Source organism: Streptomyces sp. PL-29 (assembly GCF_058344425.1).
Map to the genome: position 1 here is coordinate 5,057,690 of NZ_CP136996.1, position 23,541 is coordinate 5,081,230.

General features: G+C 70.1%; 19 protein-coding genes and 5 tRNA genes. 14 read left to right on the plus strand and 10 right to left on the minus strand.

Annotated elements, in window-relative coordinates; genetic code table 11:
- Window positions 1-183 precede the first annotated feature (183 nt).
- Together cimA and R4Z63_RS23405 are read left to right on the plus strand one after the other, a co-directional pair.
- Window positions 184-1,803, plus strand: a complete 1,620-nt coding sequence (gene cimA / locus R4Z63_RS23400; RefSeq protein ID WP_037928219.1) for a citramalate synthase — start codon at window positions 184-186, stop codon at window positions 1,801-1,803.
- A 98-nt stretch (window positions 1,804-1,901) separates the two neighbouring features.
- Window positions 1,902-3,251, plus strand: a complete 1,350-nt coding sequence (locus R4Z63_RS23405; RefSeq protein WP_384450440.1) for a hypothetical protein — start codon at window positions 1,902-1,904, stop codon at window positions 3,249-3,251.
- Between the two features lie 31 nt (window positions 3,252-3,282).
- On the opposite strand, the gene R4Z63_RS23410 is transcribed toward R4Z63_RS23405, so the two are convergent.
- On the minus strand, window positions 3,283-3,891 hold the full coding sequence (locus tag R4Z63_RS23410) for a YceI family protein (RefSeq protein ID WP_384450443.1): 609 nt from the start codon (window positions 3,889-3,891) through the stop codon (window positions 3,283-3,285).
- Window positions 3,892-4,166: 275 nt separating this feature from the next.
- Between R4Z63_RS23410 and R4Z63_RS23415 the strand changes: the two genes are divergently transcribed.
- Window positions 4,167-5,750, plus strand: a complete 1,584-nt coding sequence (locus R4Z63_RS23415; protein WP_037928227.1) for an acyl-CoA carboxylase subunit beta — start codon at window positions 4,167-4,169, stop codon at window positions 5,748-5,750.
- Window positions 5,751-5,773: 23 nt separating this feature from the next.
- Window positions 5,774-5,974, plus strand: a complete 201-nt coding sequence (locus R4Z63_RS23420) for an acyl-CoA carboxylase subunit epsilon (protein ID WP_037928229.1) — start codon at window positions 5,774-5,776, stop codon at window positions 5,972-5,974.
- A 181-nt stretch (window positions 5,975-6,155) separates the two neighbouring features.
- Here the strand turns inward: R4Z63_RS23420 and R4Z63_RS23425 are convergent, their stop codons facing one another.
- The 8 genes from R4Z63_RS23425 to R4Z63_RS23460 form a co-directional block, all read right to left on the minus strand.
- Window positions 6,156-6,740: a GTP-binding protein gene (locus R4Z63_RS23425; protein ID WP_007266770.1), complete on the minus strand. Its 585-nt coding sequence runs from the start codon at window positions 6,738-6,740 to the stop codon at window positions 6,156-6,158.
- Window positions 6,721-7,263 (minus strand): DUF742 domain-containing protein, encoded by a 543-nt coding sequence (locus R4Z63_RS23430; RefSeq protein WP_037928231.1) that lies wholly within the window; start codon window positions 7,261-7,263, stop codon window positions 6,721-6,723. The genes R4Z63_RS23425 and R4Z63_RS23430 overlap by 20 nt, the downstream gene beginning before the upstream one ends.
- 93 nt (window positions 7,264-7,356) lie before the next feature.
- On the minus strand, window positions 7,357-7,770 hold the full coding sequence (locus R4Z63_RS23435; RefSeq protein WP_319722215.1) for a roadblock/LC7 domain-containing protein: 414 nt from the start codon (window positions 7,768-7,770) through the stop codon (window positions 7,357-7,359).
- Window positions 7,771-7,780: 10 nt separating this feature from the next.
- A complete protein-coding gene (locus R4Z63_RS23440; RefSeq protein ID WP_384450449.1) occupies window positions 7,781-10,966 on the minus strand; it encodes a sensor histidine kinase in 3,186 nt (1,061 codons plus the stop codon).
- Window positions 10,967-11,275: 309 nt separating this feature from the next.
- A complete protein-coding gene (locus R4Z63_RS23445) occupies window positions 11,276-11,857 on the minus strand; it encodes a GTP-binding protein (protein ID WP_046776286.1) in 582 nt (193 codons plus the stop codon).
- The gene (locus R4Z63_RS23450; protein ID WP_030037344.1) at window positions 11,838-12,230 is read right to left on the minus strand and encodes a DUF742 domain-containing protein; all 393 of its coding nucleotides are present in this window, start codon (window positions 12,228-12,230) and stop codon (window positions 11,838-11,840) included. Before R4Z63_RS23450 ends, R4Z63_RS23445 begins: the two co-directional genes overlap by 20 nt.
- A 152-nt stretch (window positions 12,231-12,382) precedes the next feature.
- A complete protein-coding gene (locus tag R4Z63_RS23455; RefSeq protein ID WP_030708442.1) occupies window positions 12,383-12,796 on the minus strand; it encodes a roadblock/LC7 domain-containing protein in 414 nt (137 codons plus the stop codon).
- Between the two features lie 9 nt (window positions 12,797-12,805).
- Window positions 12,806-16,414 carry a sensor histidine kinase gene (locus R4Z63_RS23460; protein ID WP_384450452.1) on the minus strand — a complete coding sequence of 1,203 codons (3,609 nt, stop codon included), beginning with the start codon at window positions 16,412-16,414 and terminating at the stop codon, window positions 12,806-12,808.
- 579 nt (window positions 16,415-16,993) lie between these two features.
- Between R4Z63_RS23460 and R4Z63_RS23465 the strand changes: the two genes are divergently transcribed.
- The 9 genes from R4Z63_RS23465 to R4Z63_RS23505 all read left to right on the plus strand — a co-directional run bounded on the left by R4Z63_RS23465 (window position 16,994) and on the right by R4Z63_RS23505 (window position 21,057).
- Window positions 16,994-17,179, plus strand: coding sequence for a hypothetical protein (locus R4Z63_RS23465; RefSeq protein WP_037928238.1), 186 nt, complete (start codon window positions 16,994-16,996; stop codon window positions 17,177-17,179).
- A gap of 97 nt (window positions 17,180-17,276) precedes the next feature.
- Window positions 17,277-18,065: a fumarylacetoacetate hydrolase family protein gene (locus R4Z63_RS23470; protein ID WP_384450455.1), complete on the plus strand. Its 789-nt coding sequence runs from the start codon at window positions 17,277-17,279 to the stop codon at window positions 18,063-18,065.
- Window positions 18,058-19,533 carry a glutamate--tRNA ligase gene (gene gltX, locus R4Z63_RS23475; protein ID WP_384450458.1) on the plus strand — a complete coding sequence of 492 codons (1,476 nt, stop codon included), beginning with the start codon at window positions 18,058-18,060 and terminating at the stop codon, window positions 19,531-19,533. Before R4Z63_RS23470 ends, gltX begins: the two co-directional genes overlap by 8 nt.
- 223 nt (window positions 19,534-19,756) lie before the next feature.
- Window positions 19,757-20,485 carry an HAD family hydrolase gene (locus R4Z63_RS23480; protein WP_037928245.1) on the plus strand — a complete coding sequence of 243 codons (729 nt, stop codon included), beginning with the start codon at window positions 19,757-19,759 and terminating at the stop codon, window positions 20,483-20,485.
- 84 nt (window positions 20,486-20,569) lie between these two features.
- Window positions 20,570-20,641: transfer RNA gene (locus R4Z63_RS23485), tRNA-Gln, on the plus strand.
- A 27-nt stretch (window positions 20,642-20,668) separates the two neighbouring features.
- A tRNA-Glu gene (locus R4Z63_RS23490) sits at window positions 20,669-20,741 on the plus strand.
- 63 nt (window positions 20,742-20,804) lie between these two features.
- Window positions 20,805-20,877: transfer RNA gene (locus tag R4Z63_RS23495), tRNA-Glu, on the plus strand.
- Window positions 20,878-20,898: 21 nt separating this feature from the next.
- Window positions 20,899-20,970: transfer RNA gene (locus tag R4Z63_RS23500), tRNA-Gln, on the plus strand.
- A gap of 14 nt (window positions 20,971-20,984) precedes the next feature.
- Window positions 20,985-21,057: transfer RNA gene (locus tag R4Z63_RS23505), tRNA-Glu, on the plus strand.
- 158 nt (window positions 21,058-21,215) lie between these two features.
- On the opposite strand, the gene ndgR is transcribed toward R4Z63_RS23505, so the two are convergent.
- The gene (ndgR, locus tag R4Z63_RS23510) at window positions 21,216-21,932 is read right to left on the minus strand and encodes an IclR family transcriptional regulator NdgR (RefSeq protein ID WP_007266782.1); all 717 of its coding nucleotides are present in this window, start codon (window positions 21,930-21,932) and stop codon (window positions 21,216-21,218) included.
- A gap of 184 nt (window positions 21,933-22,116) precedes the next feature.
- On the opposite strand from ndgR, the gene leuC reads away from it, so the two are divergent.
- Window positions 22,117-23,541: a 3-isopropylmalate dehydratase large subunit gene (leuC, locus tag R4Z63_RS23515; protein ID WP_037931113.1), complete on the plus strand. Its 1,425-nt coding sequence runs from the start codon at window positions 22,117-22,119 to the stop codon at window positions 23,539-23,541.

A 23,541-nucleotide genomic window follows, 5' to 3' on the forward strand; every position in this document is an offset into this window, starting at 1 on the left:
CTTCGCGGTCACGGCCACCGTGCCTCGGACCCGCGTGCAGACCTCTCGCTACCCGCGAGAGGTTTTTTCGTTTCCCGGCCCATCCCTGCCGGGAGCGGACTGCGCGCGATGATGGGGGCAGTGACGGCGGCCTTCCCATGGGCGGGTTTCCGGAACCACTCATCCGACAGGAGTCAGATCAGCATGACGACGACACCAGAGGCGGCAGCAGCGGTCCTGGACGACAGCTTCCACGTCTTCGACACCACCCTGCGCGACGGCGCCCAGCGCGAGGGCATCAACCTCACGGTCGCCGACAAGCTGACGATCGCCCGCCATCTGGACGACTTCGGAGTGGGCTTCATCGAGGGCGGCTGGCCCGGCGCCAACCCCCGGGACACCGAGTTCTTCGCCCGCGCCCGCGCGGAGATCGACTTCAAGAACGCCCAGCTGGTCGCCTTCGGCGCCACCCGCCGGGCGGGCGGCTCGGCCGACCAGGACCCGCAGGTGCGGGCCCTGCTGGAGTCCGGCGCCCCGGTGATCACGCTCGTCGCCAAGTCCCACGACCGCCACGTCGAGCTCGCCCTGCGCACCACCCTGGAGGAGAACCTGGAGATGGTCCGGGACACCGTCTCGCACCTGGTGGCCCAGGGCCGCAGGGTCTTCGTCGACTGCGAGCACTTCTTCGACGGCTACCGGGCCAACGCCGAGTACGCGAAGTCCGTCGTGCGCACCGCGCACGAGGCCGGAGCCGATGTCGTCATCCTCTGCGACACCAACGGCGGCATGCTGCCCGCCCAGGTGTCGGCGACCGTCGCCACCGTCCTCGCCGACACCGGCGCCCGCCTCGGTATCCATGCCCAGGACGACACCGGCTGCGCCGTCGCCAACACCCTCGCCGCCGTTGACGCCGGAGCCACCCACGTCCAGTGCACCGCCAACGGCTACGGTGAGCGCGTCGGCAACGCCAACCTGTTCCCCGTCGTCGCCGCGCTGGAGATCAAGTACGGGCGCACGGTCCTCCCCGACGGCGCGCTCGCCGAGATGACCCGGATCTCGCACGCCATCGCCGAGGTCGTCAACCTGACGCCCTCCACCCACCAGCCCTACGTCGGCGTCTCCGCCTTCGCCCACAAGGCGGGCCTGCACGCCTCGGCGATCAAGGTCGACCCGGACCTCTACCAGCACATCGACCCCGAGCGGGTCGGGAACACCATGCGGATGCTGGTCTCCGACATGGCCGGCCGCGCGTCCATCGAGCTCAAGGGCAAGGAGCTCGGCGTCGAGCTCGGCGGGGACCGCGCGCTGATCTCCCGGGTGGTGGAACGGGTCAAGGAGCGCGAGCTCCAGGGCTACACCTACGAGGCGGCCGACGCCTCCTTCGAGCTGCTGCTGCGGGCCGAGGCCGAGGGGCGGGCCCGCAGGTACTTCCGCATCGAGTCCTGGCGGGCGATCGTCGAGGACCGCCCGGACGGCACCCACGCCAACGAGGCCACGGTGAAGCTGTGGGCCAAGGGCGAGCGGATCGTCGCGACGGCCGAGGGCAACGGCCCGGTCAACGCGCTGGACCGGGCCCTGCGGGTGGCGCTGGAGCGCTTCTACCCGCAGCTCGCCAAGTTCGAGCTGGTCGACTACAAGGTCCGCATCCTGGAGGGCACGCACGGCACGGAGTCCACGACCCGCGTCCTCGTCGCCACGACGGACGGGGTTCGCGAGTGGTCGACCGTCGGCGTCGCCCCCAATGTGATCGCCGCCTCCTGGCAGGCCTTGGAGGACGCGTTCACCTACGGCCTCCTCCACGCGGGCGTCGAGCCGGCCGAGTAGCCGCTGTCCCGGGCGTCCCCGGGGCGCCACTGTGCGGGTCAGTAGGCCCTTATGTCTTGCTCACACGGGAAAGTCCCGGTTCGGGTAGCGTCAAGGACATGAGGACCGGGCTGATATCCATACGTTGGGGAGCGTTGCTCTCCGGTCTGCTGCTGTCCCTCGGTGCGACTGCCCTGGTGGCCGCACCGCAGGCATCGGCCGCCACCGGAGTCGCGGCGGTGGCGGAAGCCCTCAAGGAGGGACCCGTCTACGTCGATCCGCGGGCCGCGGCGCAGCTGCCCAAGGCCGAGGCCGATGCCCTGGCCCAGAAGATCAAGGACGCCGACAAGCCGGTCTTCGTCGCCGTGCTCCCGGCCACCGCCGACTTCCCGCAGGACAAGGTGCTCGCCGCGGTCCGTGCGGAGACGGGCATCACCGGGCTGTACGCGATCCGGCTCGGTGACGGCTTCAACGCCGGTGCCGACCGGGCCGTCATGCCGCCCAACGCCGTGCGCAACCTCACCGAGGCGGTCAAGACGGGGACCCCGGTCGACGCGAACACCCAGCTCAACAACTTCGTGGACCAGGCCCTGACCCAGACCAGGGGCAGCGCCCCCGACTCCTGGGATACCGGCGCAGCCGCCGCCGGCGTCCCGGTCGGCGGTCTGGTCACCCTCGGCGCGGTGGCCGTGATCGGCGGTGGCGGCGCCTACACGCTGGTCCGCCGGAACCGCAGGAAGAAGGAAGAGGCCCGGCGCGAGGCCGTCGAGCGGCTGAGTGTGGTCGTCGACGAGGACATCACGGCCTTCGGCGAGGAGCTGGAGCGCCTGGACTTCCGCCCCGGCGAGCCCGGCGCCGACGATGCCATGCGCGAGGACTATGCCCGCGGGCTCGACTCCTACGACAAGGCCAAGCAGATCATGGCCTCCGTCCGGTATCCGGAGGAGGTCACCGGGGTGACCCAGGCCCTGGAGGACGGCCGGTACGCCCTGGCCTGTCTGGACGCGCGCCGACAGGGCGAGCCGGTGCCCGAGCGCCGCGCGCCCTGCTTCTTCGACCCGCGCCACGGGCCGAGCACCGAGGACGCGACGTGGGCCCCCGCCGCGGGGGCCGCGCGTACGGTGCCCGTCTGCACGGCGGACGCGGTGCGGCTGCGCGACGGGCTGGATCCGGCCGTCCGCACGGTCGACACCGACCGCGGACCGCGGCCCTACTACGATGCCGGCCCGGCCTACGGGCCCTGGGCCGGCGGCTACTTCGGCGGCGGCATCCTGCCCGGCCTGCTCGTGGGCACCATGCTCGGTTCGGCCATGTCGACGCCCGCCTACGCCGCGGACTACGGCGGTGGCACGGGTGACGGCTACGGCGGCGGGGACTTCTCCGGGGCCGACTTCAACCCGTCCGACTTCGGCGGCGGGGACTTCGGCGGCGGGTTCGACGGGGGCGGATTCGACGGGGGCGGCTTCTAGTCCGTGCCGCCCCCGGGCCGCCGTGCTGCGGTCAGGCCTGCCTGATGGCGGAGATGTCGAAGGTCAGCTTCACCTTGTCGCTGACCACGACGCCGCCCGTCTCCAGCGCCGCGTTCCAGGTCAGGCCCCAGTCCGAGCGCAGGATGTCGGTGCTGCCCTCGAACCCGACGCGCTGGTTGCCGTACGGGTCGGTGGCGGAGCCGTTGAACTCCAGGTCGATGGAGAGCGGACGGGTGACGTCCCGGATGGTGAGGTCGCCGGTGATCCGGTAGGTGTCGCCGCCGAGGAACGCGGCTCCGGTGGAGCGGAAGGTCATCAGCGGGAAGGTCTCGGCGTCGAAGAAGTCGGCGCTGCGCAGGTGGCCGTCGCGGTCGGCGATGCCGGTGTCCACGGAGGCGATCTTGACGTCGATGGCGGCGGTGGAGCGGGCCGGGTCGGAGCCGTCCAGGTGCAGGGTCCCTTCGTGGTCGGCGAAGGAGCCGCGGACATTGGTCACCATCGCGTGCCGGACGGTGAATCCGATGCTGCTGTGGGCCGGGTCGATGACGTAGTCGCCGGTGAGGGCGGCGAGCGCCGGGTCCACGTCCAGGGTGGCGACGGCGGTGGTGTTCTCCTGGGTGCGGCGGTTGAAGAGGCCCATGACCTGCTCCTCGGTGGTGGTGGGTGGGTGCGGGAAGCCTGATCGTTGAAACTTCAACGACTTCGACACCGTCGAGAGTAGAGGCGCTCCGTTCAAATTTCAACTACTGGTCGGGGTGTCGGGGATTTCTGTGAAGGTCCTACAACGAGGGATGGCCCCATCTGGCGGAGTCCTTAATTCCCAGGGCTGTTCTGTGCGGGCCGGACAGCGGAAGACTCCCGAGACTGTGCGGAATGAACGGAGGTTTTTCATCACGATCTTCGTAAGGTCGGTACATGACCGTTGTGGACCAGATCCCGAGCGAGCCGACGGACGCCCGTGGGCGCGTGGCCGAGCTGCACTCCCTGCGCGAGCAGGCGCGGCGTGGACCGAGTGACCGTGCGACCGAGGCCCAGCACGCGAAGGGCAAGCTGACGGCGCGCGAGCGCATCGCACTGCTCCTCGACGAGGGTTCCTTCCGGGAGGTCGAGCAGCTGCGCCGCCACCGCGCGACCGGCTTCGGCCTCGAGAACAAGAAGCCGTACACCGACGGTGTCATCACCGGCTGGGGCACGGTCGAGGGCCGCACGGTCTTCGTCTACGCGCACGACTTCCGGATCTTCGGCGGCGCCCTGGGCGAGGCCCACGCCACCAAGATCCACAAGATCATGGACATGGCCATCGCGGCCGGTGCTCCGCTGGTCTCCCTCAACGACGGCGCCGGCGCCCGCATCCAGGAGGGCGTCTCCGCCCTGGCCGGCTACGGCGGCATCTTCCAGCGCAACACCAAGGCCTCCGGCGTCATCCCGCAGATCTCGGTGATGCTCGGCCCGTGCGCCGGCGGAGCCGCGTACTCCCCGGCCCTGACGGACTTCGTCTTCATGGTCCGCGACACCTCGCAGATGTTCATCACCGGCCCGGACGTGGTCCGCGCGGTGACCGGCGAGGAGATCACCCAGAACGGCCTCGGCGGCGCCGACGTGCACGCCGAGACCTCGGGCGTCGCGCACTTCGCGTACGACGACGAGGAGACCTGCATCTCCGAGGTCCGCTACCTCATCTCGATGCTCCCCTCGAACAACCGCGAGAACCCGCCCGTCCACGAGACGAGCGACCCGGCGGACCGCCGCAGCGAGGTCCTCCTGGACCTGGTCCCCGCGGACGGCAACCGCCCGTACGACATGCACAAGGTCATCGAGGAGCTCGTCGACGACGGCGACGTCCTGGAGATCCACGAGCGCTGGGCCCGCAACATCGTCTGCGCCCTGGCGCGCATGGACGGCCAGGTCGTCGGCATCGTCGCCAACCAGCCCGCGCACCTCGCCGGTGTCCTCGACATCGAGGCCTCCGAGAAGTCCGCGCGCTTCGTCCAGATGTGCGATGCCTTCAACATCCCGATCATCACGCTGCTGGACGTGCCCGGCTTCCTCCCGGGCGTCGACCAGGAGCACGGCGGCATCATCCGCCACGGCGCCAAGCTGCTGTACGCGTACTGCAACGCCACCGTCCCGCGGATCTCGCTGATCCTGCGCAAGGCCTACGGCGGCGCTTACATCGTCATGGACTCCCAGTCCATCGGCGCCGACATCACCTACGCCTGGCCCACCAACGAGATCGCCGTGATGGGCGCCGAGGGCGCTGCCAACGTCATCTTCCGCAAGCAGATCGCGGACGCCGAGGACCCCGAGGCCATGCGCACGCGCATGGTCAAGGAGTACAAGTCCGAGCTGATGCACCCGTACTACGCGGCCGAGCGCGGCCTCGTCGACGACGTCATCGACCCCGCCGAGACCCGCGAGGTGCTCGTCAGCGCCCTCGCGATGCTCCGCAACAAGCACGCCGATCTGCCGTCCCGCAAGCACGGCAACCCGCCGCAGTAACCGCGAAGGAGATCTGCCACCCCATGACCAACGCCTCTGACACCCTGCTGCGCGTCGAGAAGGGCAACGCCGCCCCCGAGGAGCTGGCCGCGATCACCGCGATCCTGCTCGCGCGCGCGGCCGCCACGCCCGAGGAGACCACGGCCCGGCTGCCGCGCCAGGCCGGATGGCGCCGCCTGGAGCGCACCCCGGGCTTCCGCGCCCCGCACAGCTGGCAAGGCTGAGCCCCGGGCTCCTGAAAAGCCGCGGAAGGCCCCGCACCCGTCCAGGGTGCGGGGCCTTCCGCGTGTCGGCACGGGTGTCGGCGCCCGTACGGCCGTGCCTGCCCGGTGGGCTCCGCGGAATGCGCGTACGGCAAAGGCCCCCGCGTCGTGGACGCGGGGGCCGGCCGGATACGGCTGCCGCCTACCGCAGACGTGCCATGAGGGCGTGCTCGACGAGCGTGATCAGCGCGCTCTTGGCGTCCGCGCGGTGGCGGGCGTCGGTGGTGATGATCGGGGCGTCCGGGCCGATCTGCAGGGCCTCGCGGACTTCCTCCGGCGTGTAGGGCTGGTGTCCGTCGAAGCCGTTGAGGGCGATGACGAAGGGCAGGCCGCTGTTCTCGAAGTAGTCGACCGCGGGGAAGCAGTCGGCGAGGCGGCGCGTGTCGACGAGCACGACGGCCCCGATGGCGCCGCGGACGAGGTCGTCCCACATGAACCAGAAGCGGTCCTGGCCGGGCGTGCCGAACAGGTAGAGGATCAGGTCCTGGTCGAGCGTGATGCGGCCGAAGTCCATGGCGACCGTGGTGGTCGTCTTGTCACCGGTGTGGGTGAGGTCGTCGATGCCCGCGCTCGCGGACGTCATGACGGCTTCGGTGCGCAGCGGGTTGATCTCGGACACGGCTCCGACGAACGTGGTCTTGCCCACGCCGAAGCCGCCCGCCACCACGATCTTCGCGGAGGTGGTGGAGCGGGGAGCCGCTCCGCCGTTAGAGCTTGCGAAGTCCACTGAGCACCCTTTCGAGCAGTGTCACGTCTGGCTGGCCACCGGCAGACTCGTCGCCGCCGGGCTGGTGAATGGCGACTAGGCCCGCCTCCGCCAGGTCGGCTACGAGAATGCGGGCGACACCAAGAGGAATGGAGAGGAGTGCCGAGATCTCCGCGACGGATTTGATCTCCTGGCACAGGCGGCAGATGCGCTGGTGCTCGGGCAACTGCCCTTGCAGACGAGCGGGATCCGCCGTGGTACTAACCAGCGCCTCGATGGCGAGCTGGTAGCGCGGCCGAGTACGGCCGCCGGTCATCGCGTACGGACGCACCAGCGGGTTGTGGGCCTTCGGGGCCGGCTGCCGCGCGGCACGCGGAGGCACCTGACCGGGCATCTGGGGCTGCTGGGGCTGTCCGTACTGCTGGTAGTGGTTCTGCTCCGGCACGGGCCGGCTTGGCGCGGAGGGGAAGTTGAAGCGGTTCTGGTCGTGCCCACCCTGCGGCTGCTGCGAGCCGCCATAAGGATGTCCTCCGGGTGTTGTCACGTCTCCTCCTCCGACTCCAAGAACGCAGTACTCCCTGTGGAGCCGCGCCACCGCACCCTACGGTGCGATGGCGCGAAACGCACTGCTTGTTTGCTAGTTGAGAAGGCTCCCCTGCAGTTCGGCGCGCAGGTCCGGGGTGAGGACACTGCCCGCGCGATCGACCAGAAGGGCCATCTCGTAGCCCACGAGGCCGATGTCGCACTCCGGGTGCGCCAGCACCGCGAGGGACGATCCGTCGGAGACGGACATGAGGAACAGGAATCCCCGGTCCATCTCGACCACGGTCTGGTTGACGGCGCCGCCCTCGAAGATGCGGGAGGCACCGGCGGTCAGCGAGGTCAGACCGGAGGCCACGGCCGCCAGCTGATCGGCGCGATCGCGGGGGAAACCCTCGGACATGGCCAGAAGGAGGCCGTCGGCGGAGACCACCACCGTGTGCGACACCCCGGGGGTGTTGTCCACGAAGTTGGTGATCAACCAGTTCAGGTTCTGTGCCGCCTGGCTCATCGGGCTCACACTAACGCTCCTGGTCATAGCTGTTACTTGACTGCTCAGTACCCGCGCTGCGTCCCTGCTGGACACCCCGCCGCAGGTTGCTCAACCTGCCGCGGACGTCCTCCGGAGCGCGGGAGACCTGGGGGCCGCCCTGCGGGGTCGTCTCCGCTGCACCCTCGACCAGGTTGGCCTTGGGCACTCGCCGAGGGAGGCCGGACGAGGTGACCCCGCCCGCCTTCGGCTCACGGAGTTTGGCGGCCTGCTGCCAGCGCTCGTCGTTACCCGAGCGCCACGGCGTGCCACCGTCCTGGTCCTGCTCCGCCGCCGCGGCCTGGCGCTGACGCGGCGACCGCTGCTCGAAGAGGGACCCGGAGGACTCCGCTTCCTGCTGTGCCGACTGCCACTGCTGCTGGCTGCCGCGTCGCGGCAGGCCCGCCCCGGTCATTTCGTGACCGGTGTCGGCAGCGGCGCCCGGACGGTCGAAGCCTACGCGCTCTGCGGCCGGTTCGGGGACGGCCTGGGATTCCGATTCAGTCCCGTAATCCTGCTGGTAGGCAGCCGGATACGTGTTCTGTTCGGGCCACTCGGCTTGCCCCGACTGGGCTTCGTAGCTTCCGTCGTAGCTCTGCGTGCTCGCCTGCTGGTCCGGGTAGCCGTCTTCCGTATAGGCGTAGTCCTGCTGCGGGTACGCCTCGTACCCAGGCTGCGCACCCTGTCCGTCGTACGCGGGTTCGTATCCCTGCTCGGACTGCTGCTCGTAACCCTGGTACGGCTGGTAACCGTGCTCGGGCTGAGGTTCCGGATACTCCTGGCCGCCCTGGTCGGCGTAGCCCTGCTGCTCCTGCGGGAAGCCGACCTGGGCCTCCAGCGCGGCCCGCCGCTCCTCGCGGCCGAGCGAACGCCCGACCGGGTCGAGGCCGTGCGGCTCGCCGCCCTGCTCGTAGCGCGAGTCGTCGAAGCCGAGCTCCGCGGCCGTGCGCATCGGAGCGGCCTGCTGGGCCTTCTGCTCCGGAATGATCTGGGAGACCGTGAAGTCGTCGTCCGGGATGCCCTCGCCACCGCCACCGTGCGTGATCGCGTCGGGAAGCATGATCAGCGAAGTGGTGCCCGCGGCCTCGCCCGAGGGACGCAGCTGGACGCGGATGTTGTGGCGGTCCGCCAGCCGGCCGACCACGAACAGACCCATGCGCTGCGAGATGGCGGCGTCCACGGTCGGCGGGTTGGCGAGCTTGTGGTTGATGTCCGCGAAGTCCTCGGCGGTGAGGCCGATGCCCTTGTCGTGGATCTCGACCATCACGCGGCCGTCGGGCAGACGCGTGGCGTTGACGCGGACCTTGGTCTGCGGGGAGGAGAAGGTGGTGGCGTTCTCCAGCAGCTCGGCGAGCAGGTGCACGAGGTCGGTCACGGCCTGGCCGTGGATCTCGGCCTCGGAGACACCGGAGAGCTCGATGCGCTCGTACTGCTCCACCTCGGAGGAGGCGGCGCGGAGCACGTCGACGAGGGGCACCGGCTGGTCCCAGCGGCGGCCCGGCTCCTCGCCCGCGAGGATGAGGAGGTTCTCGCCGTTGCGGCGCATGCGGGTGGCCAGGTGGTCCAGGCGGAAGAGGTTCTCCAGCTGGTCCGGGTCGGCCTCGTTGTTCTCCAGGTCGGTGATCAGGGTCAGCTGGCCCTCGATCAACGACTGGTTGCGGATGGAGAGGTTCGTGAAGATCGCGTTGACGTTGCCCCGCAGCAGCGCCTGCTCCGCGGCGAGCCGCACCGCTTCGCGGTGGACCTGGTCGAAGGCGCGGGCAACCTCACCGATCTCGTCCTGCGAGTCGATCGGGATCGGCAGTACGCGGGTGTCGACCTTGCCCGGATCGGCGCGCGAGAGCTGGTCGACGAGCGACGGCAGGCGCTGCTCGGCGACGTCGAAGGCGGCGGTGCGCAGGGTGCCCATGGCACGGCCCATCTGGCGGGCCATCATGCCGGCCAGGATGAAGGCCGCCAGCAGGGCCACGACGACGATGGCGCCGTTGGTGATGGCGTCGGCGCGGGCGTCGTCGGAGACCGCCACGGCGTCGTTGACGGCCTTCTCGAGGAGTTCCTTCTCGATCTCGTCGTAGCCGTCGAACTTGGAGGTGGCGGCGAACTGCCACGCCGCAGGCGTGGTGCCACCCTCGATGATCTTCTTCTTGGGCTCGCCGCTGGCGATCGCCTCGGTCATGCCGGTCAGGATCGACTTGTTGACCGGCGAGACGGGCGGGGTCTTGAAGGGGGTGCCGGCCTGCTCGGCGGCGGCCTTGGCCTCGGCGAGCTTGGCGGCGCCCTCTTCGGACTTCTTCGCCATAACCGTCTTCAGACGGTTCACGTCCTCCTCGGTACCCGCCGCGACGTACTCGCCGATGGCGATGTCCTCGAGGTAGGCGTACGAGGAGAAGGCTACGAGCTGGGCCTTGCGGGTGTTCTCGTCGGTGCTCGGGCGCACCAGCAGGTGCGTGCCGACGGAGCGCTGGAGCGAGTTCGCCGCCTTGGCCAGCTGGATCGCGTAGACCATGCGGCCGTACGAGGTCACGTTCCCGGTGCCGAGACCGAGCTCGTTGGCGAACTGCATGAGGTAGTGCTGGACGGTGACGTAGCCCTCTTCGGTCGGAATCGGGCCGAACGAAGAAGGCGGGTTCTTCTTGGGGCTCTCGATACCGGCCTGGTAGGCCGTCTGGCGGACGTCTGTCAGCTTGGGCTCCTCCGCGCGGAAGAGCTCCAGGCGCCGCTCCATACCCTGGTTTTCGGGCAGGTTCTTGACGGCCTCGTCGAACTTCTCCTTGGCCGCGCCGGTCGCCGCGTAGGCCTTGCTGACCCTGGCGTCGTTGGTCTGGCCGTTCAGGAGCGGCTCGGCAGTGAGGTCACGCTCGTTGAGCAGTGCCTGGCTGTACTCCGAGGCGGCCTGGACGACCCGGGCTATCTGCTCGGCATCCTTGGCCTCGTTCCAGGTGTCGACGGAGCCCTTCACCTGGAAGCCGCCCATGACCAGGCCCACGAGGGCCGGCACGAGCAGGATGGCGTTCAGGCGGGTCGGCACGCGCCAGTTGCGGGGAGAGAACCTGCTGGTGCTCCCGCTCTTCACCGGCGGTTCCACGGGCACGTCGGCGGGCGACGCGGCCGCTCGCGGCGGCGGGGTGAAGTTGCCGCGCGCGGATTCATCCGCGGGGCTTGCGTTGCTTCGCCTCACTCGACCAACAACCTCTCGGCGGTACTACTAGCTAGTTCGTTGAATTCCAGCACGGTTGACGGCCCTGTTCCAAACAGTTGAAATCCGTGAGTCCTGGAGACCTATGCCTCACATAAACCGGACATAAAGAGCGTCCCGCTGCAAATGTCGGGTGAGTTGTGAGCACAGCGGTACCAGCCGAACGCATCCCGTTGCCAACCGGCTTCAATTCTCTGTCGAAACGTTATGAACGACAGGGGCGGGCCGTGTCATAGGACACAGCCCGCCCCTGTCGTACGGCAGTTGGCGCCGCACCGCCGCCCGGGCCCGTTACTTCAGACGCGCCATGAGGGCGTGCTCGACGAGCGTGATCAGCGCGCTCTTGGCGTCCGCGCGGTGGCGGGCGTCGGTGGTGATGATCGGCGCGCCGGGCCCGATCTGCAGGGCCTCGCGGACTTCCTCCGGCGTGTAGGGCTGGTGCCCCTCGAAGCCGTTGAGAGCCACGACGAAGGGCAGGCCGCTGTTCTCGAAGTAGTCGACCGCGGGGAAGCAGTCGGCGAGGCGGCGCGTGTCGACGAGCACGATCGCCCCGATGGCGCCGCGGACGAGGTCGTCCCACATGAACCAGAAGCGGTCCTGGCCGGGCGTGCCGAACAGGTAGAGGATCAGGTCCTGGTCGAGCGTGATGCGGCCGAAGTCCATGGCGACCGTGGTGGTCGTCTTGTCACCGGTGTGGGTGAGGTCGTCGATGCCCGCGCTCGCGGACGTCATGACGGCTTCGGTGCGCAGCGGGTTGATCTCGGACACGGCTCCGACGAACGTGGTCTTGCCCACGCCGAAGCCGCCCGCCACCACGATCTTCGCGGAGGTGGTGGAGCGGGGAGCCGCTCCGCTAGATGTTCCGAAGGCCACTGAGCACCCTTTCGAGCAGCGTTACATCCGGCGTGCCGCCGGCCTCTCCATTGCCTGGCTGGTGGATGGCCACCATGCCGGCCTCGGCCAGGTCGGCCACGAGGATGCGCGCCACACCGAGTGGCATGGACAGCAGCGCGGAGACCTCGGCGACCGACTTGACCTCGCGGCACAGGGTGCAGATGCGCTGGTGCTCGGGGAGCAGGCCGGACAGGTGCATCGGATCGGCGGTGGTGCTGACCAGCGCCTCGATGGCGAGCTGGTAGCGGGGCCGGGTCCGGCCGCCGGTCATCGCGTAGGGACGCACCAACGGCTGATCGCCTTCCGAGTACGAATCTCCGTACGCATCGGGGTAGGCGGGGGGCGGGGTCATGGATCCTCCGGGCTGGACAGCAGTGGTCAGCGTGCCGTCTGACGGGGCGGCCGGTGGGGGGAGCGGTATGACGGCCTGGCGGTGGTACTGGATTCCGGGGCGTGGGCCCCGGTCCCCCGGCCGGTAGTACCGTCCGGCCGGGAGAGGGGAAGTCAGCCGAGCAGGCTTCCCTGCAGTTCGGCGCGCAGGTCCGGGGTGAGGACACTGCCCGCGCGATCCACCAGAAGAGCCATCTCGTAGCCCACGAGGCCGATGTCGCACTCCGGGTGCGCCAGCACGGCCAGCGAGGACCCGTCGGAGACGGACATGAGGAACAGGAATCCCCGGTCCATCTCGACCACGGTCTGGTTGACGGCGCCGCCCTCGAAGATGCGGGAGGCACCGGCGGTCAGCGAGGTCAGACCGGAGGCCACGGCCGCCAGCTGATCGGCGCGATCGCGGGGGAAACCCTCGGACATGGCCAGAAGGAGGCCGTCGGCGGAGACCACCACCGTGTGCGACACCCCGGGGGTGTTGTCCACGAAGTTGGTGATCAACCAGTTCAGGTTCTGTGCCGCCTGGCTCATCGAACTCAACTATCGCTCCTGCTGGTAAGTGGGGTCGATGTGGTAACTGCCGGTCGTCTGGCTGTTGTTGCCAGCCTGACGGCCCTGCTGGATACCGCGTCGGAGGTTGGTCAGACGGCCGCGGACGTCGTCCGGCGCCCGCGAGACCTGCGGACCCGCCTGCGCGTCGGCCTGCTGCTGCGCGGTGCCGGCCACGAGGTTCGCCCGCGGGACCCGGCGGGGCAGCCCCGACGTCGTGATGCCGCCCGCGGCGGGCTGGCGCACGCGCTCGGCCTGCCGCATCAGCTCGTCGTTCGGGGAGGACTTCCAGCTTACGGTCGGCATGCTGCCGGTCGTCGTCTGGGCCTGGTCGGCCGCGTGCTCCTGGCCGCGCTGCGGCAGCTGGTGCTGCTGCGGGGCCGTCGGTGCGGACTGCTGCGGCTGGTGGGGTACGGCCGGGACCTGCGCGGGGGGCTGCTGCCCCTCCTCGCGGAACCAGTTCGACTCCAGGGTGTCGAAGATCGGGCTGCGGGCCTCGCCGGAGCTCTGGGCCGGCGGCAGTGCCTCGGGCCGCTGCGGCTGGGGCAGTCGCGGGGCCTCGGGCTGGGCAGGCGCGTACTCGCCACCGGGCCGCTGGGCCTGGGGCTGGCGGGCGAACCCGCCGACACCGGGGCCGCCGGGCCGCTGGGGCTGGTAGCCCGGCCGCTCGAACTGGCCGGTGGTGGACGGGTCGACGGGGCCCCGCACGTCCGGACGCTCGAACTGCCCGGTGGTGCTGCCCGCGCCGTCGCCCTGAGGCATCGGAGCGTTGAAGTCCGGGCGCGCGAACTCCGACGTCGAGCCGGGGCCCGAGAGCTCGTCGTGGCCGCGGGCCTGGTCGGAGCCCCAACTGGTGGCCTGCGGGCCGGGCAGCTCCGGACGGGCGCCGCCGCGCGGCGGCAGTTGACCGCCCGGGGCCTGGGCCGCGGGACCGGTCGGCTGCTGCTGAGCCTGCTGCGGCTGGTGCTGCTGCGGACGCTCGAAGCCGCTGCCCTGCTGGAAGCCGGAGCCGCCGGGGGAGGCCGGACGGCCCTGCGGGCCGCCGCCGTAGCCGACGCTGGGCACCGGGCCGCGCGTCGGCAGCGGGCCGGAACCGAAGGCACCCTGGCCCTGTCCCGCGGTGGTCTGGCCCGGCTGCGGACGGACGCCGGGAGCACCCGGACCGCCCTGCTGCGGGGGCCGGCCCCCCTGGGGACGCTGCGGGCCGGGAGCGCCGTCCCGACCGGGCAGGGCGGCGCGCTGGCCACCTCCGCCGACCTGGCCGTGCTGCGGGCCCGCGCCCACGGTGGGACGTGCGCCCGGACCGGGCACGGAAGCCTGGCCGGCAGAACCGCCCTGGGTACCGGGTCCGCCCTGGGCACCGCCCTGGCCCGGCGTCGGGCCAGGCTTCTTGCCGCCCTGGGCGACGTCGACCGGGAGCATGACGAGGGCCGTCGTACCACCCGAGTCGGAGGGACGCAGCTGGATGCGGATGCCGTGTCGCAGGGACAGGCGGCCGACCACGAACAGACCCATGCGGCGGGAGACGGAGACGTCCACGGTGGGCGGCGACGCGAGCCGCTCGTTGATCGCGGCGAGGTCCTCGGGGGAGAGGCCGATACCGGTGTCGTGGATCTCGACGAGCACGCGGCCGTCGGGCAGCGCGTGGCCGGTGACCTTGACCTTGGTCTGCGGGGAGGAGAACGAGGTGGCGTTCTCCAGCAGCTCTGCGAGCACGTGCACGAGGTCGTTGACGACGCGGCCGGCGACATCGGTGCCGGGCACCGAGGCCAGCTCGACGCGCTCGTACTGCTCCACCTCGGACGCGGCGGCGCGGAGCACGTCGACGAGCGGGACGGGGCGGGTCCACCGGCGGCCCGGCTCCTCGCCCGCGAGGACGAGGAGGTTCTCGCCGTTACGGCGCATGCGGGTCGCGAGGTGGTCGAGCTTGAAGAGGGAGGACAGCTGGTCCGGGTCGGCCTCGCGTGACTCCAGCTCGGAGATGAGCGAGAGCTGACGCTGGATGAGGCCCTGCGAGCGGCGCGAGAGGTTGGTGAACATCGCGTTGACGTTGCCTCGCAGAAGTGCCTGCTCGGCAGCGAGGCGGACGGCCTCGCGGTGCACGTCGTCGAACGCCGCGGCCACCTGGCCGATCTCGTCGCGGGTGTGCACGCCGACCGACTCCACGGAGGTGTCCACGTCCTGCGGGTCGGACTCGGAGAGCTGCTTGACGAGCTCGGGCAGACGGTCCTGGGCGACCCGGGTCGCGGTGTCCTGCAGGCGGCGCAGCGAGCGGATCATCGAGCGGGCCATGACGAAGGCGCCGACGATGGAGACACCGAGGACGAGGAGGATCAGCGCACCGTTGATGATGGCGTCCTGCTGGGCCTCGTTCTTCAGCTCGCGGGCCTTCTGCTCCATCTCCTCCAGGAGGGTCAGCTCGATGACCTTCATCGCCTGGAGCTTGGTGCCGTCGGCGTCGTACCAGTCCAGCCAGGACCGGTTCTTCTCGCGGAGGAAGGCGTCCTGGCTGGCCAGCACGCGGCGGGCGTAGTGGTCCGCGCTGGAGATCTCGGAGTTGCTGTCGCCCAGGCCCGCGAGGAGCTCCTCGGTGCGGCCCTGGTAGACGAGCTCGAAGGTGGTCTTCGCCTGCTGCTCGCCCTTCTGGGCGGAGAGGGCGTAGAGACGGTCGTTCTCCTCGAGCTTGCCCTGCTTGTCCGAGGTCTCGGGCAGCGAGGCGGCGATGATCGCGCGCTGGATGGAGGCGTATTCCTTGGCGGCGGAGAACGCGGCCAGGGCACGGGTACGCTTGATCATCTCCGGGTTGGAGGTGGCCTGCGCCATGTCCTGGGAGAGCGAGAGCAGCGAGACGATCATCGCGTTGTACTCGCTGACGGTCTGCTGGGCGCCGTTGACGTACGCCTTGTCGCGGATCGTCTTGAGGTTGGCGACCTGACGGCCGATCTGCAGCACGTTGTTGCGGATCGACTTGAGGGTGTCGTCCCGCTCCCCCGTGCTGTCGATCCGGTCGGTCGCGGCGGCGAAGGCTTCGACGGCGGTGTCGGTCTGCGTGCGCGCACCGTCGACACTGCTGTTGGTCTTGCCCTGCGACAGCGACAGCGGACCCGCGGAGAGGTCGCGCTCCTCCTGGAGCATGGCGGCCAGGTTGGTGGCCTGACGCGTCATGGTCGTCAGCAGCTGCATGTGCTCCAGCTGCGCGATCTCGTTGAGCGAGTCGTTGATACGGAAGCCACCGAGCGTGGTGGCGGCGACGACCGGCAGGGTCAGCAGCGACACGAGTCGCGTGCTGATGCGCCAGTTCTGCATGGCGAGGCGAGAACCGGGCCCGCTGGGGGCCTTGGGTATCGCCGCGTCATGCTCGGCCGCACCGGCCTTGTCCTTGGCCTTCAAGGCCTTGACGGACTTCACGCGGCCCTTGGCCTTCACCGCAGCGGCAGCGTCGGGGCCTGCGCCTTCGACGGCCGGCCCGCGGTTCTGGGCGTGCTGGGGCGAGGAGCCACGGTCGGTCCCGCCGCGCGGCTCCTGCTCCGCCGCAGCTTCCCCACGGCCCTGGCGGGCCTGGGGAGACCCCTTGCCATCCCTCTTGAATCGTCCCTGCACTAGCGTCGCAACCTCTGGACCAGGCGCCCCGCCGGGTGAACGGCGGAACGGTGTCGAGTCGTGGGGCGCTTTCGGCCCCATGGTGGTCGTCGGTGACCGGCGCGTCTCCCTTTCTTTCCGCCGCTCGGCGCTGAGTCGCGCCACCTGCGCGCCGGACTGAGTCCCGCGGCGGTCCCGCGAATTCCAGCACAGTGGCGGATCTCCAACAAGGTGCGCGTGCTCCCCCGGAGAGTCGGTCACGGCTTGTGACGTTCGCGCTACAGGATGTGTGACCACATTCGGTTGAAAACGGACTTACGTCATCCAAACAACGCGGCTGTCAAGGTGTCCCAGTCGCGATGATCAGGAGCGGAATGACGCATTCAGTGGCGCAATGTCCGTTTCTCCGCCCCTTACTGGCTGTCCTTTATGGGGGTAATGTCCGGTCGCGGGTGAGCAAACTCACATAGCCGTGGCCATTACTTCCCGGTTCGCCGGGGGATTCAGATGTTTAGCCTTGCCCCTTGAAGGGTTGGCGTCAGGGCCGGTCTCTCGCGCCCGCCGACATCCACAGGATCGAACCGAGGACCCCGAACTCCGATGAAGACCACGACGATGTTCCGCAACATAGCCAACCCCCGCCGCACCACCCTCGCGCACCTCAAGGACGCTGAGGAGCTGCAGGCGGCACCGGCCTCCCCGGAGCACGCCGTCGAGCTGCCGACGCAGACCGCCAACCCCCGGCGCACCGTCCTGATGGACGCGCCGGTCGCCGCCGCGCAGTAAGCCGTCCCGCACGGAACGTGAGGCGCTGCCGCCTGCCGCGTTAGCCTGGGGAACGCAGACTCCAGCCAGCGGAAATACAGAGGGGCAGACGCAACACGTGCGCATCGCCAGGTTCTCGATCGACGGCAATGTCGCGTTCGGCGCGGTCGAGGGCGACGCCGCCCCCGGCAACGAAGCGTCGCTCGTGCTCGACATCATCAAGGGCATCCCGTTCGCGGACTTCGAGCTCTCGGGCACCAAGGTCCCGCTGAGCAAGGTCCGGCTCCTGCCGCCCGTGCTCCCGAACAAGGTCGTGGCCATCGGCCGCAACTACGCGGAGCACGCGGCAGAGCTCGGCAACGAGGTCCCGGACGCCCCCATCACCTTCTTCAAGCCGTCCACCTCGGTGGTCGGCCCGGGTGACCCGATCACCTACCCCTCCTTCTCCCAGGACCTGCACCACGAGGCGGAGCTCGCCGTGGTCATCGGCCGCATGTGCCGAGAGGTCCCCAAGGAGCGCGTCAAGGACGTCATCCTCGGCTACACCTGCGCCAACGACGTCACGGCGCGCGACGTCCAGCAGCGGGAGAAGCAGTGGGCCCGGGCCAAGGGCTTCGACAGCTCCTGCCCCCTCGGCCCGTGGATCGAGACCGACCTCGACCCGAGCGACCTGGCCATCCAGTGCACGGTCAACGGCCGGCAGCGCCAGCTGGGCCGCACCAGTGACATGGTCCGTTCCATCGAGGACCTGGTCGTCCACATCACCGAGGCCATGACGCTGCTCCCCGGCGACGTCATCCTCACGGGGACCCCGGCCGGAGTCGGCCCCCTCAACGTCGGCGACGAGGTCGCCGTCACCATCGAAGGCATCGGCACTCTCACCAACAAGGTGATCAAGCGTGGTTAACGGACCAGTCCGCGTACGTTTCTGTCCCTCCCCGACCGGCAACCCCCATGTGGGCCTGGTCCGCACCGCCCTCTTCAACTGGGCGTTCGCGCGCCACCACGGCGGTACGTTCGTCTTCCGCATCGAGGACACCGACGCGGCCCGCGACTCCGAGGAGTCCTACGACCAACTGCTCGACTCGCTGCGCTGGCTCGGCTTCACGTGGGACGAGGGCCCCGAGGTCGGCGGCCCGCACGCCCCGTACCGCCAGTCCGAGCGCATGGACATCTACCGGGACGTCGCGCAGAAGCTGCTGGACGGCGGCTATGCCTACCACTGCTACTGCAGCACCGAGGAGCTCGACGCGCGCCGCGCCGCCGCCCGCGCGGCCGGCAGGCCCTCCGGCTACGACGGCCACTGCCGCGAGCTCAGCACCGTCCAGATCGAGGCGTACCAGGGCGAGCACCGCCCCGCGATCGTCCGCTTCCGGATGCCCGACGAGCCCATCACCTTCACCGACCTGGTCCGCGGCGAGCTGACCTTCACCCCGGAGAACGTGCCGGACTTCGGCATCGTCCGGGCCAACGGCGCCCCGCTCTACACCCTGGTCAACCCCGTGGACGACGCGCTGATGGAGATCACGCACGTCCTGCGCGGCGAGGACCTCCTCTCCTCGACCCCGCGCCAGATCGCCCTCTACGCGGCGCTGATCGAGCTGGGCGTCGCCAAGGGCACCCCCGCCTTCGGACACCTGCCGTACGTGATGGGCGAGGGCAACAAGAAGCTGTCCAAGCGCGACCCCGAGGCCTCGCTCAACCTGTACCGCGAGCGCGGCTTCCTCCCCGAGGGCCTGCTGAACTACCTCTCGCTCCTCGGCTGGTCCTTCTCCAAGGACCAGGACGTCTTCTCGATCGAGGAGATGGTCCAGAAGTTCGACATCGACGGCGTGAACGCCAACCCGGCGCGCTTCGACCTCAAGAAGGCCGAGTCGATCAACGGCGACCACATCCGCCTGCTCGACCCGAAGGTGTTCGCGGACCGCTGCGCCCCGTGGCTGCAGGCTCCGCACGCCAACTGGGAGCCCGAGGACTTCGACACGGAGGCCTGGGAGCGCATCGCGCCGTACGCCCAGACGCGGGTGGGCGTGCTGTCGGAGATCACCGCCAACGTCGACTTCCTGTTCCGCAAGGAGCCCGTCGAGGACCAGGCCTCCTGGGACAAGGCGATGAAGGGCGAGCCGGCGGCCCTGCTGACCACCGCCCGCGAGAAGCTGGCCGGCGCCGACTGGTCTGACCCCGAGTCCCTCAAGCAGGCCGTCCTGACCGCCGGTGAGGCCCACGGCCTCAAGCTCGGCAAGGCCCAGGCCCCCGTCCGCGTGGCCGTCACCGGCCGCACGGTCGGCCTGCCGCTCTTCGAGTCCCTGGAGATCCTGGGCAAGGAGCGCTCGCTGGCCCGCATCGACGCGGCCCTGGCCAAGCTGGCCGGCTGAGCCGCGCGCGTCCCCGTACGTCCCGCAGGGGGCGGCGTCCGTACCCCGGCCGCCGCCCCCTGCGGCGTTCCGCCCGCGGTGCGCAGAGCCTGCCCGGCAGCGGACCGGCGGTGCCGCGGAAACGGCCACCACGCGCCCGCGGGGCCGTGCCGCGCACCCCGTCCCGTGACGGACTTCCCCGTCGCGGCCCCCGCGCGGGTGCCCGCGGCGTAGGCTCGGGCACATGCCGATCCGCGCCGTGCTGTGGGACATCGACGACACCCTCTTCGACTACACGGGGGCCGACGCGACCGGGCTCGCCGCACAGCTGGGGGCCGTCCGACCGGCCGGGTGGCACGGGACGCCCGCACAGGCACTCGCCCGCTGGCGGGAGATCACCGACCGTCACTGGGCGCGCTTCGCGGCGGGGGTGGGCACCTTCCAGGGGCAGCGGCAGGAGCGGGTGCGGGAGTTCCTCGACGAGCCCGGGATGACCGAGGCCGAGGCCGACGCCTGGTTCGACAGTTACGTCGAGCACTACAAGGCCGCCTGGACGGTCTTCCCGGACGTGGTTCCGGCGCTCGACGCCCTCGCGGCCGGGTACCGGCACGGGGTGCTCTCCAACTCCTCCGCCGCCAACCAGGACCCCAAGCTGCGCCACCTGGGGCTGCGCGAGCGCTTCGAGGTGCTGGTCTGCGCCGTCGAACTCGGTGTGAGCAAGCCCGAGGCGGAGGCGTTCCTGGCCGCGTGCGAGGCGCTCGGACTGCCGCCGGGGGAGGTGGCGTACGTGGGGGACCAACCCGAGATCGACGCGCGCGGAGCCCGTGACGCGGGGCTGCTGGCCGTCTGGATCGACCGGGCCGGCGGCCGGGGTCCGGGACCCGAGGGGGCGCACCGCATCGAAGGCCTTGACCGACTGCCGGAGCTGCTGGCACGGGATACCCGTTTTGGAGCACGGTCAGGCATCCGGTAATGTTCTTTCTGCGCCGCCGGAGCGGGCCGAAAGGCCGGACGGAGGCGCCACTCGAAACAAAAGCCCCAAGGGCTTGACTTTCGGTGGGGTATAGTGTAATTGGCAACACGAGGGTTTCTGGTTCCCTTATTCTAGGTTCGAGTCCTGGTACCCCAGCGCAGTGCAGCAGTAACGCAGTGCTTTGCCCCCGTTGTGTAGCGGCCTAGCACGCCGCCCTCTCAAGGCGGTAGCGCCGGTTCGAATCCGGTCGGGGGTACAGATCCTTCCCGCAAGATCTCCTTTGGGTAGCTCCCGGACGTCTTGATGCAGGATCGCTAGGGCCCCCGTTGTGTAGCGGCCTAGCACGCCGCCCTCTCAAGGCGGTAGCGCCGGTTCGAATCCGGTCGGGGGTACTGGTCTGGTATAGACCACATTGGGCTATGGTGTAATTGGCAACACGAAGGTTTCTGGTTCCTTTGTTCTAGGTTCGAGTCCTGGTAGCCCAGCGCAGTACAAGCAAGCCCCCGTTGTGTAGCGGCCTAGCACGCCGCCCTCTCAAGGCGGTAGCGCCGGTTCGAATCCGGTCGGGGGTACGCATGGAAGAGGCCCTCCGCGTTCACCGCGGAGGGCCTCTTCGCTGTGTTCCGTCGGGCCGGCGCGGACGCAAGTGCGGGCCCGGCGGCGCGTGTTCGGACGTGTGCGGCGTCGTACGCGCCCCCGGGCCCGGGGGTGAAGGGATGGGGGGCCGGCGTCAGCCGGAGCGGCGCAGCGCCTCCGTCAGCCGTGCAGCCGCGTCGATGACGGCCTGGGCGTGCATACGGCCCGGGTGGCGGGTCAGTCGCTCGATCGGCCCGGACACCGACACCGAGGCCACCACGCGGTTCGACGGTCCGCGCACCGGCGCCGAGACGGATGCCACACCGGGCTCCCGCTCGCCGATCGACTGCGCCCAGCCGCGGCGCCGTACGCCCGAGAGAGCCGTCGCCGTGAAGCGCGCGCCCTGCAGGCCGCGGTGGAGGCGCTCGGGCTCCTCCCAGGCCATCAGGATCTGGGCGGCCGAGCCGGCCTTCATCGGCAGCGTGGAGCCGACCGGGACGGTGTCCCGAAGGCCCGACAGCCGTTCCGCCGCCGCCACGCAGATACGCATGTCTCCCTGGCGACGGTAGAGCTGTGCGCTCTCGCCCGTCACATCACGGAGGTGGGTGAGTACCGGTCCCGCCGTGGCCAGCAGTCGGTCCTCGCCGGCCGCGGCGGCGAGCTCCGCCAGCCGCGGGCCGAGGATGAACCGGCCTTGCATGTCCCTCGCCACCATCCGGTGGTGTTCCAGTGCCACGGCAAGGCGATGTGCCGTGGGTCGTGCGAGCCCTGTCGCCGCGACCAGCCCGGCGAGGGTGGCCGGACCGGACTCCAGTGCGCTCAATACCAGAGCTGCCTTGTCGAGAACGCCGACGCCGCTAGAGTTGTCCATGAAACGATATTCACGTCTCACACTGTGAAACGCAAGTTCAATTTTTCCAAGAACCAGCGAGTCTGTATGTGCGGGTCCACGAACCACTGGGTCCGAGCCGTCGTCCGGGACGTGGGGTACGGGCGTCTGGCGGCACGAGATCTCTATGAAGCGCCGGCACAACCCGCCGGCCGGAGGGAAAGCGATGGGTAGGACACTCGCGGAGAAGGTCTGGGACGACCATGTCGTCCGGCGCGCCGAGGGCGAGCCCGACCTCCTCTTCATCGATCTGCACCTGCTGCACGAGGTGACCAGCCCGCAGGCCTTCGAGGGGCTGCGCCAGGCCGGCCGCAAGGTCCGGCGCCTCGACCTCACCATCGCGACCGAGGACCACAACACCCCCACCCTCGACATCGACAAGCCGATCGCGGACCCGGTCTCCCGGGCGCAGCTGGAGACGCTGCGCAGGAACTGTGCCGAGTTCGGTGTGCGCCTGCATCCGCTGGGCGACGTCGAGCAGGGCGTGGTCCACGTCGTGGGGCCGCAGCTGGGGTTGACCCAGCCGGGCATGACGGTGGTCTGCGGTGACTCGCACACCTCCACGCACGGTGCCTTCGGTGCGCTGGCCTTCGGTATCGGCACGAGTCAGGTCGAGCACGTGCTGGCCACCCAGACCCTGCCGCTGGCCCGTCCGAAGACCATGGCGATCACGGTCACCGGCGAGCTGGCCGACGGGGTCACCGCGAAGGACCTGATCCTGGCGATCATCGCGAGGATCGGCACCGGCGGTGGCCAGGGCTACATCCTGGAGTACCGCGGTGAGGCCGTCGAGAAGCTCTCGATGGAAGCCCGCATGACCATCTGCAACATGTCGATCGAGGCCGGCGCCCGGGCGGGCATGATCGCCCCCGATCAGACCACCTTCGACTACCTCCGGGGCCGTGACCACGCCCCCGTGGGCGAGGACTGGGACGCGGCCGTCGCGTACTGGAAGACCCTGCGCACCGACGAGGACGCGGTCTTCGACGCCGAGGTCGTCATCGACGGCTCCGCGCTGTCCCCGTTCGTCACCTGGGGCACCAACCCGGGCCAGGGCGCGCCGCTGTCGGCCAGCGTCCCCGACCCGGCTTCGTACGAGGACGCTTCGGAGCGCCTCGCCGCCGAAAAGGCCCTGGAGTACATGGGGTTGACCGCCGGGCAGCCGCTGCGCGACATCACGGTCGACACCGTCTTCGTAGGTTCCTGCACCAACGGCCGCATCGAGGACCTGCGCGCCGTGGCCGGGATCATCGAGGGCCGCAAAGTCGCCGACGGGGTACGGATGCTCGTCGTTCCGGGGTCGGTCCGCGTGGCCCTCCAGGCCGTGGAAGAGGGCCTGGACAAGGTCTTCAAGGAGGCCGGGGCCGAGTGGCGGCACGCGGGCTGTTCGATGTGCCTGGGCATGAACCCCGACCAACTGGCGCCCGGTGAACGCTCCGCGTCCACCTCCAACCGCAACTTCGAGGGCCGGCAGGGCAAGGGCGGGCGTACCCACCTGGTGTCCCCGCAGGTGGCCGCCGCCACAGCGGTGCTGGGCCATCTGGCCTCACCCGCCGACCTGTCCGCCGCCGACGCGACCGCCGGAGTCTGA